This is a genomic window from Streptomyces purpurascens (assembly GCF_045040895.1).
GTDB lineage: Bacteria > Actinomycetota > Actinomycetes > Streptomycetales > Streptomycetaceae > Streptomyces > Streptomyces purpurascens.
In genome coordinates this window covers 4,354,643-4,368,862 of record NZ_CP108341.1, presented here as the reverse complement: position 1 = coordinate 4,368,862, position 14,220 = coordinate 4,354,643, and the positions used below count along the sequence as shown (strand labels likewise).

General features: G+C 70.2%; 14 protein-coding genes. 8 read left to right on the top strand and 6 right to left on the bottom strand.

What is annotated here, in order from left to right; translation table 11 throughout:
• Nucleotides 1–40: 40 nt before the first annotated feature.
• Complete coding sequence (locus tag OHU35_RS19880; RefSeq protein ID WP_189729540.1) at nucleotides 41–271, bottom strand: hypothetical protein; 231 nt, start codon at nucleotides 269–271, stop codon at nucleotides 41–43.
• On the bottom strand, nucleotides 265–729 hold the full coding sequence (locus tag OHU35_RS19875) for a TIGR03086 family metal-binding protein (RefSeq protein WP_229873392.1): 465 nt from the start codon (nucleotides 727–729) through the stop codon (nucleotides 265–267). The genes OHU35_RS19880 and OHU35_RS19875 overlap by 7 nt, the downstream gene beginning before the upstream one ends.
• 38 nt (nucleotides 730–767) lie before the next feature.
• On the opposite strand from OHU35_RS19875, the gene OHU35_RS19870 reads away from it, so the two are divergent.
• Both OHU35_RS19870 and OHU35_RS19865 read left to right on the top strand, forming a co-directional pair.
• The gene (locus tag OHU35_RS19870) at nucleotides 768–1,031 is read left to right on the top strand and encodes a hypothetical protein (RefSeq protein ID WP_189729538.1); all 264 of its coding nucleotides are present in this window, start codon (nucleotides 768–770) and stop codon (nucleotides 1,029–1,031) included.
• Nucleotides 1,032–1,068: 37 nt separating this feature from the next.
• Nucleotides 1,069–2,007 (top strand): LysR family transcriptional regulator, encoded by a 939-nt coding sequence (locus OHU35_RS19865; protein ID WP_405506211.1) that lies wholly within the window; start codon nucleotides 1,069–1,071, stop codon nucleotides 2,005–2,007.
• 7 nt (nucleotides 2,008–2,014) lie between these two features.
• On the opposite strand, the gene OHU35_RS19860 is transcribed toward OHU35_RS19865, so the two are convergent.
• A complete protein-coding gene (locus tag OHU35_RS19860; RefSeq protein WP_405506209.1) occupies nucleotides 2,015–2,869 on the bottom strand; it encodes a helix-turn-helix transcriptional regulator in 855 nt (284 codons plus the stop codon).
• Nucleotides 2,870–3,027: 158 nt separating this feature from the next.
• Here OHU35_RS19860 and OHU35_RS19855 point away from each other — a divergent pair, with 158 nt between their 5' ends.
• Together OHU35_RS19855 and OHU35_RS19850 are read left to right on the top strand one after the other, a co-directional pair.
• Nucleotides 3,028–3,798: an SDR family NAD(P)-dependent oxidoreductase gene (locus OHU35_RS19855; protein ID WP_405506208.1), complete on the top strand. Its 771-nt coding sequence runs from the start codon at nucleotides 3,028–3,030 to the stop codon at nucleotides 3,796–3,798.
• Between the two features lie 148 nt (nucleotides 3,799–3,946).
• Nucleotides 3,947–4,702, top strand: coding sequence for a glucose 1-dehydrogenase (locus tag OHU35_RS19850; RefSeq protein ID WP_359893084.1), 756 nt, complete (start codon nucleotides 3,947–3,949; stop codon nucleotides 4,700–4,702).
• Between the two features lie 37 nt (nucleotides 4,703–4,739).
• On the opposite strand, the gene mshD is transcribed toward OHU35_RS19850, so the two are convergent.
• Complete coding sequence (gene mshD / locus OHU35_RS19845; RefSeq protein ID WP_405506206.1) at nucleotides 4,740–5,666, bottom strand: mycothiol synthase; 927 nt, start codon at nucleotides 5,664–5,666, stop codon at nucleotides 4,740–4,742.
• A 155-nt stretch (nucleotides 5,667–5,821) separates the two neighbouring features.
• Between mshD and OHU35_RS19840 the strand changes: the two genes are divergently transcribed.
• The 4 genes from OHU35_RS19840 to OHU35_RS19825 all read left to right on the top strand — a co-directional run bounded on the left by OHU35_RS19840 (nucleotide 5,822) and on the right by OHU35_RS19825 (nucleotide 11,061).
• Entirely contained in the window at nucleotides 5,822–7,645 is a 1,824-nt protein-coding gene (locus OHU35_RS19840; RefSeq protein WP_189729523.1) for a bifunctional UDP-sugar hydrolase/5'-nucleotidase, read from the top strand.
• A 58-nt stretch (nucleotides 7,646–7,703) separates the two neighbouring features.
• Nucleotides 7,704–8,939 carry a DUF2993 domain-containing protein gene (locus tag OHU35_RS19835; RefSeq protein WP_189729521.1) on the top strand — a complete coding sequence of 412 codons (1,236 nt, stop codon included), beginning with the start codon at nucleotides 7,704–7,706 and terminating at the stop codon, nucleotides 8,937–8,939.
• A 130-nt stretch (nucleotides 8,940–9,069) separates the two neighbouring features.
• Nucleotides 9,070–9,879: a hypothetical protein gene (locus OHU35_RS19830; protein WP_189729519.1), complete on the top strand. Its 810-nt coding sequence runs from the start codon at nucleotides 9,070–9,072 to the stop codon at nucleotides 9,877–9,879.
• A gap of 147 nt (nucleotides 9,880–10,026) precedes the next feature.
• Complete coding sequence (locus OHU35_RS19825) at nucleotides 10,027–11,061, top strand: glycoside hydrolase family 5 protein (protein WP_189729517.1); 1,035 nt, start codon at nucleotides 10,027–10,029, stop codon at nucleotides 11,059–11,061.
• A 57-nt stretch (nucleotides 11,062–11,118) separates the two neighbouring features.
• On the opposite strand, the gene OHU35_RS19820 is transcribed toward OHU35_RS19825, so the two are convergent.
• On the bottom strand, nucleotides 11,119–13,182 hold the full coding sequence (locus OHU35_RS19820; RefSeq protein WP_189729515.1) for a pectinesterase family protein: 2,064 nt from the start codon (nucleotides 13,180–13,182) through the stop codon (nucleotides 11,119–11,121).
• Nucleotides 13,183–13,265: 83 nt separating this feature from the next.
• Nucleotides 13,266–14,114: a hypothetical protein gene (locus OHU35_RS19815; protein WP_189729513.1), complete on the bottom strand. Its 849-nt coding sequence runs from the start codon at nucleotides 14,112–14,114 to the stop codon at nucleotides 13,266–13,268.
• Nucleotides 14,115–14,220: the final 106 nt, after the last annotated feature.

Sequence of the window (14,220 nt, the reverse complement as noted above, 5' to 3'; positions counted from 1 at the left end):
ACACCGAGACCGATCCGCATCGCCGGGCCAAGGGCGCGACCTATAACCACATGCCGACCGCGCCGTCGAGATCCGGCCAGCGGCGCCGCAGCGCGAAGCCGTGACGCGCGATGCCGGGCAGGTCCCGGTACGCGTCGCTGGTGAACTCGGTGACGCTGACCGTCAGCGAGCCGCTCCGGCGACCACGCACACCGCTGTCGACGCCGTTCGCCGCGGCGCTGCCGCCCAGGAAGTCCCCGGCCGGGCCCCGGCACCAGCGGCTCCTCAGCATGGCCCCGGCGTCCAGGACGAGTCACGGCCGAGCAGCGCGAGCAACCGGTCGCCCGGCGGGGCGTCGTCGGGGACGGCGATCCGCCGGCGGAACGCGGCACCGGCACCGCGGCCCTCCTCCGGGACGAGGGATGCGACGCGCAGCGCGGCGGTGATGAGTTCGTCGGCGGGCTCCCACGGGGCGCCGATCGTCACCGCGATGTCCCAGGCGTGCACCACGTAGTCGAGCAGATGGAAGCCGATCGCCGTCCGTCCGGGGACAGCGAAGCCCTCGCCCACCTCCGGCAGCGCGAACCGCCGTTCCAGTGCGTCGTCTTCCGCGAACGCCGCGGTGACCTCGTCCACCGACGCCTCGTACGCTCCGGCCGGATCATCACCGAGGTCGCCGTCGCGCCACACGGCCCATGGCTCACCCGCGCCGCGCGCGGAGGCGGTGAACCCCTCGTTCTGGCTGACCAGATGGCGTAGGAGGCCGTACAGGGTCCAGTCCGCGCAAGGTGTCGCCAGACCTGGCCGAACTGGTGCCGTCGGCCGCGGGCCTGCACGTGACCACGTTCACCCGGGGCCGGCTCGCCGACCCCGACGCTCTCGCACAGCGGGCCGGCCGAGCCCGGGCGACCGGCGTGGCGGTCTACACCCTGGCGGAAGTGGCCGCCAACCGCTCCGCGCGCCCGGGCTTCGTCCTCGGCTACGGCTCGATCAGCGCCCCGGACATCAAGCCCGGCCTGCACCGCCTGCTCGGCCCGCCTCAGGACCGCTGAGCACTCAACCACGAGTTGTGTATCTACAGTCTCCGGCGTGGACCTCAAAGCCGTACGAGCCTTCGTCGCGATCGCCGACTCCGGGCAGTTCCAGAAGGCCGCCGTGGATCTGTCCCTCACTCAGCAGGCCGTCTCCAAACGGATCGCCGCGCTGGAGAAGGACCTCGGGGTGCGACTGCTGGTGCGCACCGCCCGGGGAGCGGAGCTCACCATCGACGGGCAGGCGCTCCTGCCGCACGCCCGGGCCCTGCTCCGGGCCGAGGAGCGGGCGGTGGCCGCCGTGAGCCCCGGGGACCGTGCGCTACGGGTCGACGTCGTGGGGCGCCGGGTCGCCACGGCCGGACTGGTACGGGACTTCCACCGGGCGCATCCGGAGATCACCCTGGACGTCGTCACGCTGTTCGGCGCGGACACGGCGCTGGCCGCCGTGCGGGACGGGGCCGTCGACGCCACGTTCCGTGCCGTCACGATGCCCGGGCACCGGCTCCCCGACGGCGTCGAAGCCGTCCCGGTCCTCGACGAGCCGCTGCGGCTGTGCGTCGGCCCCGGCCACGCGTTCGCCCGGGCCGCCTCGGTGACGCCCGCTCAGCTGGCCGGGCACCGGATCTGGATGCCGGGCAACGAGCCCGGCACGGAGTGGGCCGCGTACTACGACGAACTCGCCGAGACCTTCGGCCCTACCATCGACACCATCGGCCCCAACTTCGGCATCGAGGCCCTCCTCGACACCATCGCGGCCTCCCCTGCCCTGGCGACCTTCCTCAGCGAACGCACCCCGCTCGTCTGGCCGACCGGCCACGACCTGCGCCTCGTCCCCGTGCGTGACCCGATGCCGGTCTACCCGCACGCACTGCTCTGGCGCACGGACAACCCGCACCCCGGCCTCGCCGCCCTCCGCGACCACCTGCTGGCGACGCGCCCCCGCCCGACCGAGGGGGAGACCTGGCGCCCGTCGTGGGCTGAGCCTGTGCGGTGAGCGGAGGCTAGCCCCGACCCTGGCGGCGGGCCTCGGACGGGCGCCGGGTGGCGTGGAGGGAGCCGAGGAGGCCCAGGGCCTGGGCGCTGGAGCTGCCCGGCTCGGCGTGGTAGATGACGAGCTGCTGGCCGGGCGCGTCCCGTACGTCGAACGCCTGGTAGGTGAGGGTGAGGGCGCCGACCTCCGGGTGGAGGAGGTGCTTGGCGTCCCGGGTCTTGCCGCGCACGGTGTGGGCGTTCCACAGGCGGGTGAACTCCGTGCTGTGCTCGGTGAGGGTGCGGACCAGTGCCCGTAGCCGGGAGTCGTTCGGGTCGAAGCCTGCCGCGTGGCGCAGGTTGGCGACGGTGGCCTGGCAAGCCCGGTCCCAGTCCGTGTAGAAGTGCCGGCCCGCGGGGTCGAGAAACGTCATCCGCGCCAGGTTGTCCGCCGGGTCGAACGGCGCGTAGAGGGCGTCGGCCAGGGCGTTGGTGGCGAGGATGTCCAGGGTCCGGTCGACGACGAAGGCGGGGGTGTTCGGGTAGCCGTCCATCAGCTGCCGCAGCGCGGGGCTGACCGAGTCGGCGGTGTGTACGGCGACATGGTCGCCCGGAGCGGCCCCGGCCAACCGGTACAGGTGCGCGCGGGCATCCGGGTCGAGCCGCAGCGCGCGGCCGAGGGCGTCGAGCACCTGGGGTGAGGGGTTGCGTTCGCGCCCCTGTTCCAGGCGCGTGTAGTAGTCGGCGTTCACTCCGGCCAGGACGGCGACCTCCTCACGCCGCAGTCCGGCGACCCTGCGGGTCCCGTAACTCGCCATGCCGACGTCCTCCGGCCGCTGATCGGCGCGGCGTGCGCGGAGGAAGTCGCCCAGGTGGTTGTCAGCCATGCGTCCAGGCTAGGCGTGGGGTCCTGGCGCTGCCTGGGTGTGCCGCACCCAGGCAGCGTGCGGCCTGGGCGATGGCCCTTGACCTGCCCACTCTCGGTGGAAGAACGACAGACGCGAAGAAGCGCGCTGATCGAAGGAACCGAGGAGAGGAGCCCGCCATGACCGGGACCGCCGACGGCGACCGGCAGAGCGCCGAATTCGCCGGGAAGGTCGCTCTCGTCACCGGGAGCGCGCGGGGCGTGGGCAGGGAGACGGTGGCGCTGCTGAGCGAGCGCGGCGCCCATGTCGTCGCCATCGACCTGCGTCCCGAGAACGAGAACCTGCCGGAAGAGTTTCCCGGCGTCCTGACGGTGACCGGCGACGTGACGCGTGAGGAGACCGCCGTCCGGGCGGTGCAGACCGCCGTGGACGCCTTCGGCGGGCTGGACATCCTGGTGAACAACGCCGGGCTCACCCTGAACAAGCCCGTCACCGACACCACCGCCGAGGACTGGGACGCGGTGATGGCGGTCAACGCCCGCGGTTCCTTCTTCTTCGCCCGCGAAGCCTTCCGGGCCATGAAGGTCCGGGGCGGTGGAGCCATCGTCGGCACCGGCTCCTACACGTGCACGGTCGCCTTGCCCGAAGGCGCCGCCTACAGCGCGTCCAAGGGCGCTCTGGCCCAACTGACCAAGGTGCTCGCCGTCGAGGGCGGGCCCCTGGGCATCCGCGCCAACCTCGTCGCCGCGGGCGTCGTCGAGACCGACTTTCTCGACACGTTCCGCTCCGACAGCCGGGCGTATCTGGCTTCCTTCGCCGATGCGCAGCCCTTGGGACGGGTGGCACAACCCGCGGAGATCGCCGAGGTCCTGTGCTTCCTCGCGTCACCGCGCTCGAGCTTCGTCACGGGAGCCGTGGTTGCCGCGGACGGCGGCTTCACCGCGCTCTGAACCAGCACATGACACACCAGCGCACGACACACCAGCACGTAGGACATCCAGCACCCGGGACACCCAGCACCCGGGACACCCAGCACCCGGAACACCCAGCACCCGGGATGTCCGGCACACGAGACAGGGACGCGAAATGAGCACCGCCATGACGGGACGACTGGCAGGCAAGACAGCGCTGATCACCGGCGCGACAGGTGGCATCGGCCGGGCCACCGCGGAGTTGTTCGCCCGGGAGGGAGCGCGTCTCCTGGTCACCGACGCCGCCGCCGACGCCGCGGCGGACCTCGCGGCACGGCTGCGGAGCGGCGGCGCCGAGGCGGTGGGCATCGGCCTGGACGTGTCCTCGGCACAGCAATGGGGAGAGGCCATCACCCGGGTCGAGCAGCACTTCGGGCGGCTGGACGTGCTGGTGAACATCGCGGGCGTCGTGGACTGGCCCGGTGTCGAGGACACCGATCGCCAGGCGTGGGACCGGGTGATCGCGGTCAACCAGACAGGGACCTGGCTGGGCATGAAGGCGGCCATGCCGTTGCTGCGCGCGAGTGGCAACGGCTCGGTGATCAACACCTCGTCCGTCCTGGGGCTGATCGGCAGCGGGGCAGCCGCCGCGTACCAGGCGTCCAAGGGAGCGGTACGCCTGCTCACCAAGACCGCCGCGGTGGAGTACGCGACGCGGGGTGTTCGCGTGAACTCCGTGCACCCGGGCGTCATCGCCACCCCGATGATCCAGGAGATCCTCGACGCGGAGGGGGATCAGCAGCCCGATGTCGCGCGGACCCCGATGCGGCGGGCCGGCCGCCCCGAGGAGATCGCTCCCACGATGCTGTTCCTGGCCGGCGACGAGTCCTCGTTCGTCACCGGGGCGGAGTTCGTCGTCGACGGCGGACTCACCGCTCACTGATCCGCCGGCTCACCGGTCCCGGCCTCGCCCGGCTCCCTCAGGTCTCCGTCCGGTACATCAGATCCACCTCGTGCGTCTCGAACCCCAGCCGCTCGTACACGGTCACCGCCGCCTTGTTGTCGGCGTCGACGTAGAGCATCGCCGTGGGCAGGCCCTGATGCGCCAGATGCCGCAGGCCGATCGTGGTGAGGGACTTGCCGAGGCCGCCGCCCTGGGCGCCGGGGCCGACGCCGAGGACGTAGACCTCGCCGAGGCCCTCCTGGGCGTGGACCTTGGTCCAGTGGAAGCCGACGAGTTCGTCGCCGCGGAAGGCGAGGAAGAAACCGGCGGGGTCGAACCACGGCTCGGCCTTGCGGTCGTCGAGGTCCCGCTGCGTGAGGGAGCCCTGCTCGGGGTGGTGGGCGAAGGCGGCGGCGTTCACGGCGAGCCAGGCCGCGTCGTCCCGGCCGGGGACGAAGGGGCGGACGGTGACGCCCGCGGGGAGCGTCGGGTAGGGCTCGTCGAAGCCGGTCAACGGGCGTCGCATCTGACGCAGTTCGCGGAACAGGGTCAGGCCCAGGACCTGCGCGAGATGCCGGGCGGCGGAGTGGCCGCCGTGCGCCCAGACCCGCAGCCGCTTGCCGGAGGCGGCCAGCAGGGCGGATCCGAGCGCCCGTCCGTGCCCGTGCCCGCGATACCCGGGGTGGACGACCAGCTCGGCGGCCGGCGGCTCCACCGGGTCGGTGTCCTCCAGCTGGGCATAGCCGACGAGTTCGCCGTCGACGGTGAGCAGCAGATGCGCCACGCCCTCCCGCTCGCCGCCCCGCAACTGCAACCGGCCCTGTTCGGACACCGCCTGCTGCCCGTCGGTACCGGCGGCCTCGGCGAGCAGCCCGAGCACGGCCTCGGTCTGCTCGGGGGAGAGCGCGGCAAGGGTCTCGATCGAGCGGGGGCGGCCGGGCCGTACGGTGTCGTCGCTGGTCATGCGTACGAGGGTACGGGGACCCACCGGCAAAACGGCGGCAAAGAAGCAACCAGGTCGTAACCACGAAAGCCCTGTCGCGCTACGCGCGTTGACTCTAGGCTGCGCCGGACGACATCACTGTCCAAGCAAGCAGCAGCAGACCCACAGGGGGGCGTATGCCAGCCACTTCACCGGCACCGGTGCACCGGGAGCGCCGTAGACGTCGTACGAACCGTTTCGCCGCTCTCGCCGCCGGTGTCGTCACCGTCGGCGCGCTGGCCGCCGCGGGGCTGCCGGGGTCGGCGACCGCCGGCGAGGACCACCGCAAGGGCGGTCACTGGCCCGGCCGCTACCAGGATGTCCAGCTTCTGTCGTTCAACGACCTGCACGGCAACCTGGAGCCGCCGGCCGGTTCTTCCGGCCGGGTCACCGAGCAGCAGGCGGACGGTACGACGAAGACCATCGACGCTGGTGGCGTCGAGTACCTGGCCACGCATCTGCGCGAGGCCCGCAAGGGCGAGAAGTACTCCGTCACCGCCGCCGGCGGCGACATGGTCGGCGCCTCCCCGCTGATCTCCGGGCTCTTCCACGACGAGCCGACCATCGAGGCGCTGAACAAGCTCGACCTCGACGTCACGTCCGTCGGCAACCACGAGTTCGACGAGGGCGCCAAGGAGCTGGGCCGTCTGCAGAACGGCGGCTGTCACCCGAAGGACGGCTGCTACACGGACAAGAAGTTCAAGGGCGCCGACTTCCCCTACCTGGCCGCCAACGTCCTCGACGAGAAGACGAAGAAGCCGATCCTCAAGCCCTACTGGGTGTGGAAGAAGAAGGACGTCAAGGTCGGCTTCATCGGCGTGACCCTGGAGGGCACTCCGGACATCGTCTCCGCCGAGGGCGTCAAGGGCCTCTCGTTCAAGGACGAGGTCGAGACGATCAACAAGTACGCCAAGGAGCTGCGGAAGAAGGGCGTGAAGTCGATCGTCGCCCTCATCCACGAGGGCGGTTTCCCGGCGTCGACGTCGTACAACTACGACTGTGACTCCCCGGGTGCCGGCGACGGCATCTCCGGGCCGATCGTCGACATCGCCAAGAACGTCACGCCGCAGGTGGACGCGCTGGTCACCGGCCACACCCACAACGCGTACGTGTGCAGCATCGACGACCCGGCGGGCAAGCCCCGCATGGTCACCTCGGCCGCGTCCTTCGGCCGCCTCTACACCGACACCACGCTGACGTACGACCGCAGGACCGGCGACATCGCCCGTACGGCCGTGAAGTCGGCGAACCGCGTGGTCACCCGGGACGTCCCCAAGGCGCCCGACATGACGCAGCTGATCAGCAAGTGGAACACCCTGGCCGCGCCCATCGGCAACCGCGCGATCGGCTACATCTCCGGCGACATCGGCAACACCGGCAGCGAGTCCCCGCTCGGCGACCTGATCGCCGACGCCCAGCTCGCCCACGGCAAGCAGCTCGACCCGGAGACCGACCTGGCGCTGATGAACCCGGGCGGTGTCCGGGCACCCCTGACGTATGCGGCCAAAGCCGGTGAGGGCGACGGTGTCGTGACCTACGCGGAGGGCTTCACGGTCCAGCCGTTCGCCAACACCGTGAACCTCCAGGACTTCACGGGCGCCCAGCTGATCCAGGTCCTCAAGGAGCAGGTGACCGGCCCGAACGCGGCGGCGCCGAAGGTTCTCCAGGTGTCGTCCGGCCTGACCTACACGCTGGACCTCACCAAGTCCGGTGCCGACCGGGTGGTCACCGACTCGGTCAAGCTGGACGGCAAGGCCATCGACCCGGCGGCCACCTACCGCGTCGCGACGAACAGCTTCCTCGCGGGCGGCGGCGACGGATTCCCGACGCTGGGCCAGGGCACGAACGACGTCGTCGGCCTCGACGACCTGGCCGCTCTGGAGCAGTACCTGACGGCCAACTCGTCGGCCGGTAACCCGATCGCGCCGCCCAATGCGGACCGCATCACGATCGTGAAGTAAATCGCATAGGTGGGGTTCAGGTTGCGAGGTGGGGCGGTGCGCATGGTCGGATGAGACGATGCGCACCCCCCACCGCATGGACACGCACCATTCCGACGACCGCTCCGAACAGCCCAACAACCCCTACGACGAACTCGGCGCCCTCGACGACGGGCCTCTGGAGGCGACCCCTCTGCAGGACTTCCTCGGCGAGGACGCGGAGCAGCGGGACGAGCAGGAACCGGAGTGGTCGCCGCCCGACCACCGTCGCGGCGGCCGACGTCGAAAGAATCGTTTCGCCGGGCTGCCGCTCGCGGTGAAGGCGGTGGTGGGCCTGGTCGTCCTCGCCTCGTTCGCCGCCCTCGGTGACCGCTGGGCGGTGCTGTACGCCGAGCACAAGGCCGCGGACACCCTCAAGGACCGCCTGGACCTGGCCGCCGCGCCCGAGGTGGAGATCGGCGGCTTCCCCTTCCTCACCCAGCTCGCCGACAAGCGGCTGGAGTCGGTGAAGCTGACCGTCCCGGACGTCGCCGCCGACCGGGTCTCGCTGGCGAAGGTGTCGGCCACGGCCCATGACGTACGGCTGAACGCCGACGGCCTGACCTCCGTGCGCGGCGCCGATGTCCCCCGGTTCGACGGGGACGTCATGCTGTCCTTCGAGGACCTCAACCGCGAACTCGGCGCCTCCCAGGTGACGTTCACCGGCGAGGGCCGGGACCGGGTGCGGGCGCGCGGCACCCTGCCGGTCGCCGGGCACAACCTGAAGCTGCGGGCCGAGGCCCGGATCCAGCGGCAGGGGGAGCGGGGCATCGCCACGGAGATCGGCGGCATGCGCCTGGACATCGGGGACCTCGCCACCTACCGCCCCGGCAAGCGCGCCTCGGAGGGACTGCATCTGACGCCCAAGGCGTCCGCCGACCTGGCCCGGGAGACACAGAAGGCCAAGGCGCTGCTTTCGGTCCCGGCCATCGTGCAGCGCATGGGCGTGCCCGAGGCGACCGTGAACCAGGCCCTGGCCGACGACGGCAAGCTCGCCGAGCTGACCGGCTCCCCGCGCTTCGCCCGCCAGGCCGAGCGCCTCAACCTGATCGACCTGGCCCTGAACAACCCCGAGGTGCTCAAGCGCCTGGGCCTCGACCCCGGTCTCCTCACCGAGTTGTCGGGCCTGACCCGCCCGGTCCTGGCCGACCGTCTCGCGCTGGCGTTCGAGCTGCCGAAGCCGGAGCAGGGGAACGTACAGCTGGACGACGTACGGGTCGAGGAGGACGGCATCCGGGTGCGGCTGTCCGGCTCGGGGCTGTCGGTGGGCGGCTGAGCCACAGCGGTTCCGAGGGCTTTTCGCGCAGGGGAATGTGCCCGGAAGTCTGGCCTCCGGACGCTGCCCGCACCGTGTGATCCTCCGGAGACTGGGGCGGGCGCACCGGACCGAGACGAGGATGATGCGGATGCACAGGCACGGTAGGTCCCCGGAGTCGGAGGCGGACGCGCGGGCCGGACACCCCCACCGGCCCCTCCTCCGACCGCACGAGGACGGCCCCCAGGCGGCCCGGCTGGCAGCCGGGGGGCAGCTGACACCGGACGCGGCGATGTCCCTCCAGCGCACCGCCGGAAACGCCGCCTTCGTGGCCGTTCAGCGCATGCCCCAGGGCGGCAACGGCGAAGGCCCGGCCGAGGAGAAGCCCATGGACGGGCTGAGCCGGTTGCGCAGGGCCAACGAGCGGGCGGGGAAACGTGGTCAGACGGCGCCCGTGTACGGACCCGGGCAGAGCCCCTTCGGCCCGTACACGGTGAACAAGGGCCGAGGGGCCGGCCCGTACATCACGTCGAACAAGAAGACCCAGCACCCGGGCAGCGAGGACCTCGGAACCACGTACAACGAGCTGGTCAGGGCGCTCGACGCCGAGCACCTGCCGGTGGTCTCGGCGGCGGCGCGCGGCGAGGAACCGGACCAGGACATCGTCGGCACCATGAGTGCGACGCAGCGACGGGCCGCCGCCATGCTCTACGGGGTCATGAAGGAGTCCGAGGAGCGCAGGTTCCCCGGGGCGGGCAAGGCCATGCGCGGTGCCCTGACGAAGCAGGGCGACCCGTACCACGAGGCGGAGGAGTTCGACGAGGACTTCCCGATGGCCAAGGAGAAGGGCGCGCAGTACTACCGGGAGGTGCTGGCCGGGAAGAAGCAGCTCTCGGACAAAGCCCGCAAGAACCTGGAGGACATGTCCTCGTCGTCCTCGGACGGAGAGAAGTCCTCCTGAGGTCGACCACCGCCCGGGGTCGCTCCCTGGGTGAAACTTTGTGTGCAGAAGTGTTGACCTCTGTTCGAGTCCCCTTCTAGTTTCGTGCTCCACTGAGCGGTCCGATTGCGGGCTGCTCACCTTCGCACATGCTCAGAAGGGGATGTCGTGTCTCAAAGGAACCATCGCGGGACAGCTTGCGTGGGGGCACTGCTGGCCTGCGTCACGGCATTCGGCGGAGCGCTCGCTTCCCCCGCTGCCGCCTCGCCAGCCTCCCGTCCCGCCACACCGCCGCCCGTCAGCGACTTCAAGGGCGTCAACTGGGCCGACCCGCGCGACAATTACGCCGACGACGCGGTCGTGCCCTCGGGCCTGTCCACCACCGACAACTACGCCACCACCTACGCCAAGTCCAAGGCGATCATCACCGGGTTCTCCGAGCTCGGCGCCAACACCGTCCGGCTCCCGGTCAACCCGACCTCGGTGAACGGCCCCTTCTGGAAGTCGTACCGGGGCGCGATCGACGCCGCCACCGCCAAGGGCTTCAAGGTCATCCTGGGCTACTGGGAGGCCGACAACGCCAAGGACGGCAAGATCGACGACCAGGCCACCTGGAACCAGATGTGGGCGCGGATCACCTCCGCCTACGCCCACAACTCCAAGGTGTACTTCGAGCCGATGAACGAGCCGTTCGGCTACACCGCCCAGGAGTGGACCGACGTCGCCGCGCAGTGGGTGAGCACCTACCGCAAGGTGCCACGCGACCGGATGCTGATCGGCGGCTACAAGTACAGCGAGGACGTCAAGCCGGTCTGCGCCGACCCGCGCCTCAAGGGCACGCGCCTGGCCCTGCACAACTACGGCTTCTGGCACACCGACTGGACCAGCGTCGACCAGTGGAAGGCGGACTTCAAGGCGCGCATCGGCGACTGCGCCTCGCGCACGATCCTCGACGAGTTCGGCGCTTCCATGACCACCGGCCTGGACTACAACGGCCCGGTGGGCACCTCCAACGAGGTCGCGTACATACAGGCCGCGACCGACACCATCCGGGAGCTGGGCCTGGGCTCCGTCTACTGGCCCGGTCTGCGCAACGGTGACACCTACTCCCTCGCGACGCTCCAGGGCACGGGCACGAAGCTCAGCCTGAAGCTGAACAACCAGAGCGGCCTGGACCGGCTGCACTACGCCTGGAAGCAGTAAGGGTGGTGACCCTTCCGGGTCCGGCGCCGCTTGTCAGCCGGACCCGGAAGGGAGCCGTCAGGACGCCGAAGGCGTCCAGCCCGCGAGCCAGTCCGCGACCTCCTGGTCGGCGGCCTGCGCGTCGCTCAGATGCGGCCGGTTGGAGTTGGCCGACCCGGCACCGGCACCGGAGTTCTTGTACTCGGCGAACCGGTCGTCCTTCCACGAGAAGCCGCTCATGTCGGTCCACGGCGTGGACTTCACCGCGCCACTGAGGCTGGTGTTGCGGACCGTGGTCTGCGGGTCGAGCGAGGCGTCCCCGCCCGCGTGCCAGGGCCGGCCGAGGTAGAAGCTGCCGTTCGACACATCGCCGTTCACCGTGGAGTTGGCGATCAGGATGCCCTTGCGGTTGGCGGCCGTGCTGGGCGCCGTGACGTAACCGGCCGAGGTGCCGTCCCACCGCTTCTTCAGCGTGATGACGGACTTGTCGACGACGGCCGTGGCCCGCCCGAAGATGAAGTCGACGTTGCCGACGACGTAGGAGTTGCTGACGTAGACCCGCCCGAGCCGGTCCTTGGCGGCGGTGTCGACGAGCAGCGTGTCCTGGTCGCCGCTGACGATGATCCCGTCCAGGAACACCTTGTCGGCGGCGGTCCGCAGCGCGACGGCCTGATGCCCGCTGAGGCTCTGGTTGGCCTTCTCGTCGAAGTCGTTGGAGATGGTCAGGTTCCGGGCCTGGAAGTCGTCGGCCTCGACGGCGACGGTGGCGCTCCCGCCGGTGCCGTACGTACCGCCGCCGGGCTTGGGCGTACCGGCCGCGTTGTTGTAGACGATCGTCGTGTCCTTGCGGCTGCCGCCGGTGCCCTGGATGGTGACGTGCGGCTTGTTGGACGGCACCTTGACGAGTTCCCGGTACGTCCCCGGCTTCACGGCGATGACCACACGGGCGGGGTTGTTCGCCGGTACGGCGTTCACGGCGGCCTGCACGGTCCTGTACTGACCGCTGCCGTCGGCGGCGACGGTGAGGGTGGTCGCGGCGGCGGCCTTGGTGGAGGCGGCCGTCGTACCGAGGTTGGAACGGGGCCCGACACCGGACCTGAGGATGGACGGAAGATCGGCGGCCTGGTCGAGGGTGTACGGGTAGTAGGCCTTCGGATCGAAGGCGCTCCCGCCGCTCTCGTTCCTTCCGCTGGTCCCGGAGAAGACGCTGCCCCGCTGCACGATCGCGGCGCCGCTGTCCTTGATGACGGGGTTCTTGATGCCCTGGAAGTAGGAGTTCTCCAGGACCATCTTCGTCGCGCCGCGCGAGTAGTTGCCGTACGACGACTTGATGTCGGTGCCGGCGGCGTCCTCGAGGAAGTTGTTGTAGAGGTGGGCGTGGGCGGCGTTGTCGGTGGAGGGGTTGCGCTGCTCGGTCTCGCGGATCCAGTTGTGGTGGATCGTGATGTCGGTCTTGACGTTCTCGGTCCAGCCGATGCCGAAGGTCTTGTTGTTGTCGCTCAGCTTGTTCCACGAGACGGTGACGTTCGTCGAGTCCTTGCGGACGTCGATGAGCCCGTCGGCCATGTGCCGCAGATCGTTGTGGTCGATCCAGACGTGATGAGCACCGTCCATCTGGATGGCGTCGAAGTCATGGTCCTTGTCGTTCCACACGCCCTGGTACGCGTCCCGGATGGTCAGATTCCGGATGATCACGTTGTGCACGCCGGACCCGAGGAAGAACCCGCCGCCGACGATGTGCCCGGAGGTCCCCTGGCCCACGATGGTCTTGTCGGACTGCACCTTGATCTCTTTGCCGACCGGGTTCATGGCGATGGTTCCGGCGACGACGATGACGTACGGCTCGGCGGCGGTGGCGTACTTCTCCAGCTCGGCCTGCGTCTTGACGGTGACGGTCTTGCCGTCCCGCCCGCCGTACGTCCCGTTCTGCCCGAGGGAGTTGACGGAGGCGAACCCGTCGGCGGTGTCGGCGGCCCACGCCGGGGCGGCGGCGGAGGCCTGCCGGCCGGTACCGCCGAGGACGCCGAGGTCGGTGCCGTAGGCGAGGGTGCCGGCGGCGGTCAGGGCCAGGGGGACCGTGACGGCCAGGGCGGTGCGGTTTCTGCGGTGACGATGACGGGCCTTGCTGCGCGGCTCACTCATACGGCGATCCGTTCCGTGTGGGGGAATGACCGCTGATCAGTCGTCGCCCCACACGGAAAGGTTGCCGCCTCGCGCTGTCTGCCTTACTTCGTGCAGGACGCGGGGTCGAGCTTCTCCTCGATCTTGTCCTCACGGCCGTCGGGCTGGCCGCTGGGGAGGAGCTTGTCGGAGATGCCGTCGATGTAGTAACCGTGCGAGTAGACGGTCTGGTACCCCCGGTCACGCCAGCTGTGCACGGTCCGGTCGCCGTCGCCCTTGTTCCACTGATAGTCCTCGACGTGGAAGACGGGGTTCACGCGCACCACGCGCTGATACGGCGTCCAGGTCACGGCGACCTGCCGGCAGGGCGGAATGGTCTTCTCGCTGCGGGTCTCGAACTTGGACTCCTTCTCCCAGCCCCACTCGTACCCGGCGCTGCCGCCCACGGTTCCGCTGAAAATGCTCTTGGCGAGGGAGAGGCTGATGGTGCCGCCGACGCTCTTCTTCGCGAACGTCTTGGTGCTGTAGCTGCTGACGAAGGTCTCCTTGTCGTCGGCGGAGCCCTTGTTGCCGATCCACCGGGACGTGCGGACGGTGTCGCCCTTGATGGACCAGGTCGAGGCCTCGGCGTACCCGCACCAGCCTCGGAACAGCTCCCACGGCCCGGCGGGCTTCCACAGCCCGAAGACGTCCCGCAGGTACTCGTCCTGGGTCTTGAACTCACCGGTGTCGACGTTGAGGGCGCCGTAGACGCCCGTCAGGCTCGTCTCCTGACCGCACAGCCGCTCGATCATCCGGTCGGTGTCACCGGGGTCGACGCCCCGGATGTTGGTCGCCCCGGCGGGCCCGGCGGTCGCGGTCCCCGCGCCGGTGAGCAGGCCGGTTATGGCGAGGACGGTGGTTGCGGCAACAGCGCCGCATTTCCTGAGAGTCGATGTGCGAATGAGACGCATGGGGGTTGGCTCACTCCTGCTTGTCGTTCTGTGACGGCAGTGAAGATGTCAGAACGGGCGCAGGTGTTTGCGGTACTGGTGGGTACGACAGGACATTGACAGCTGG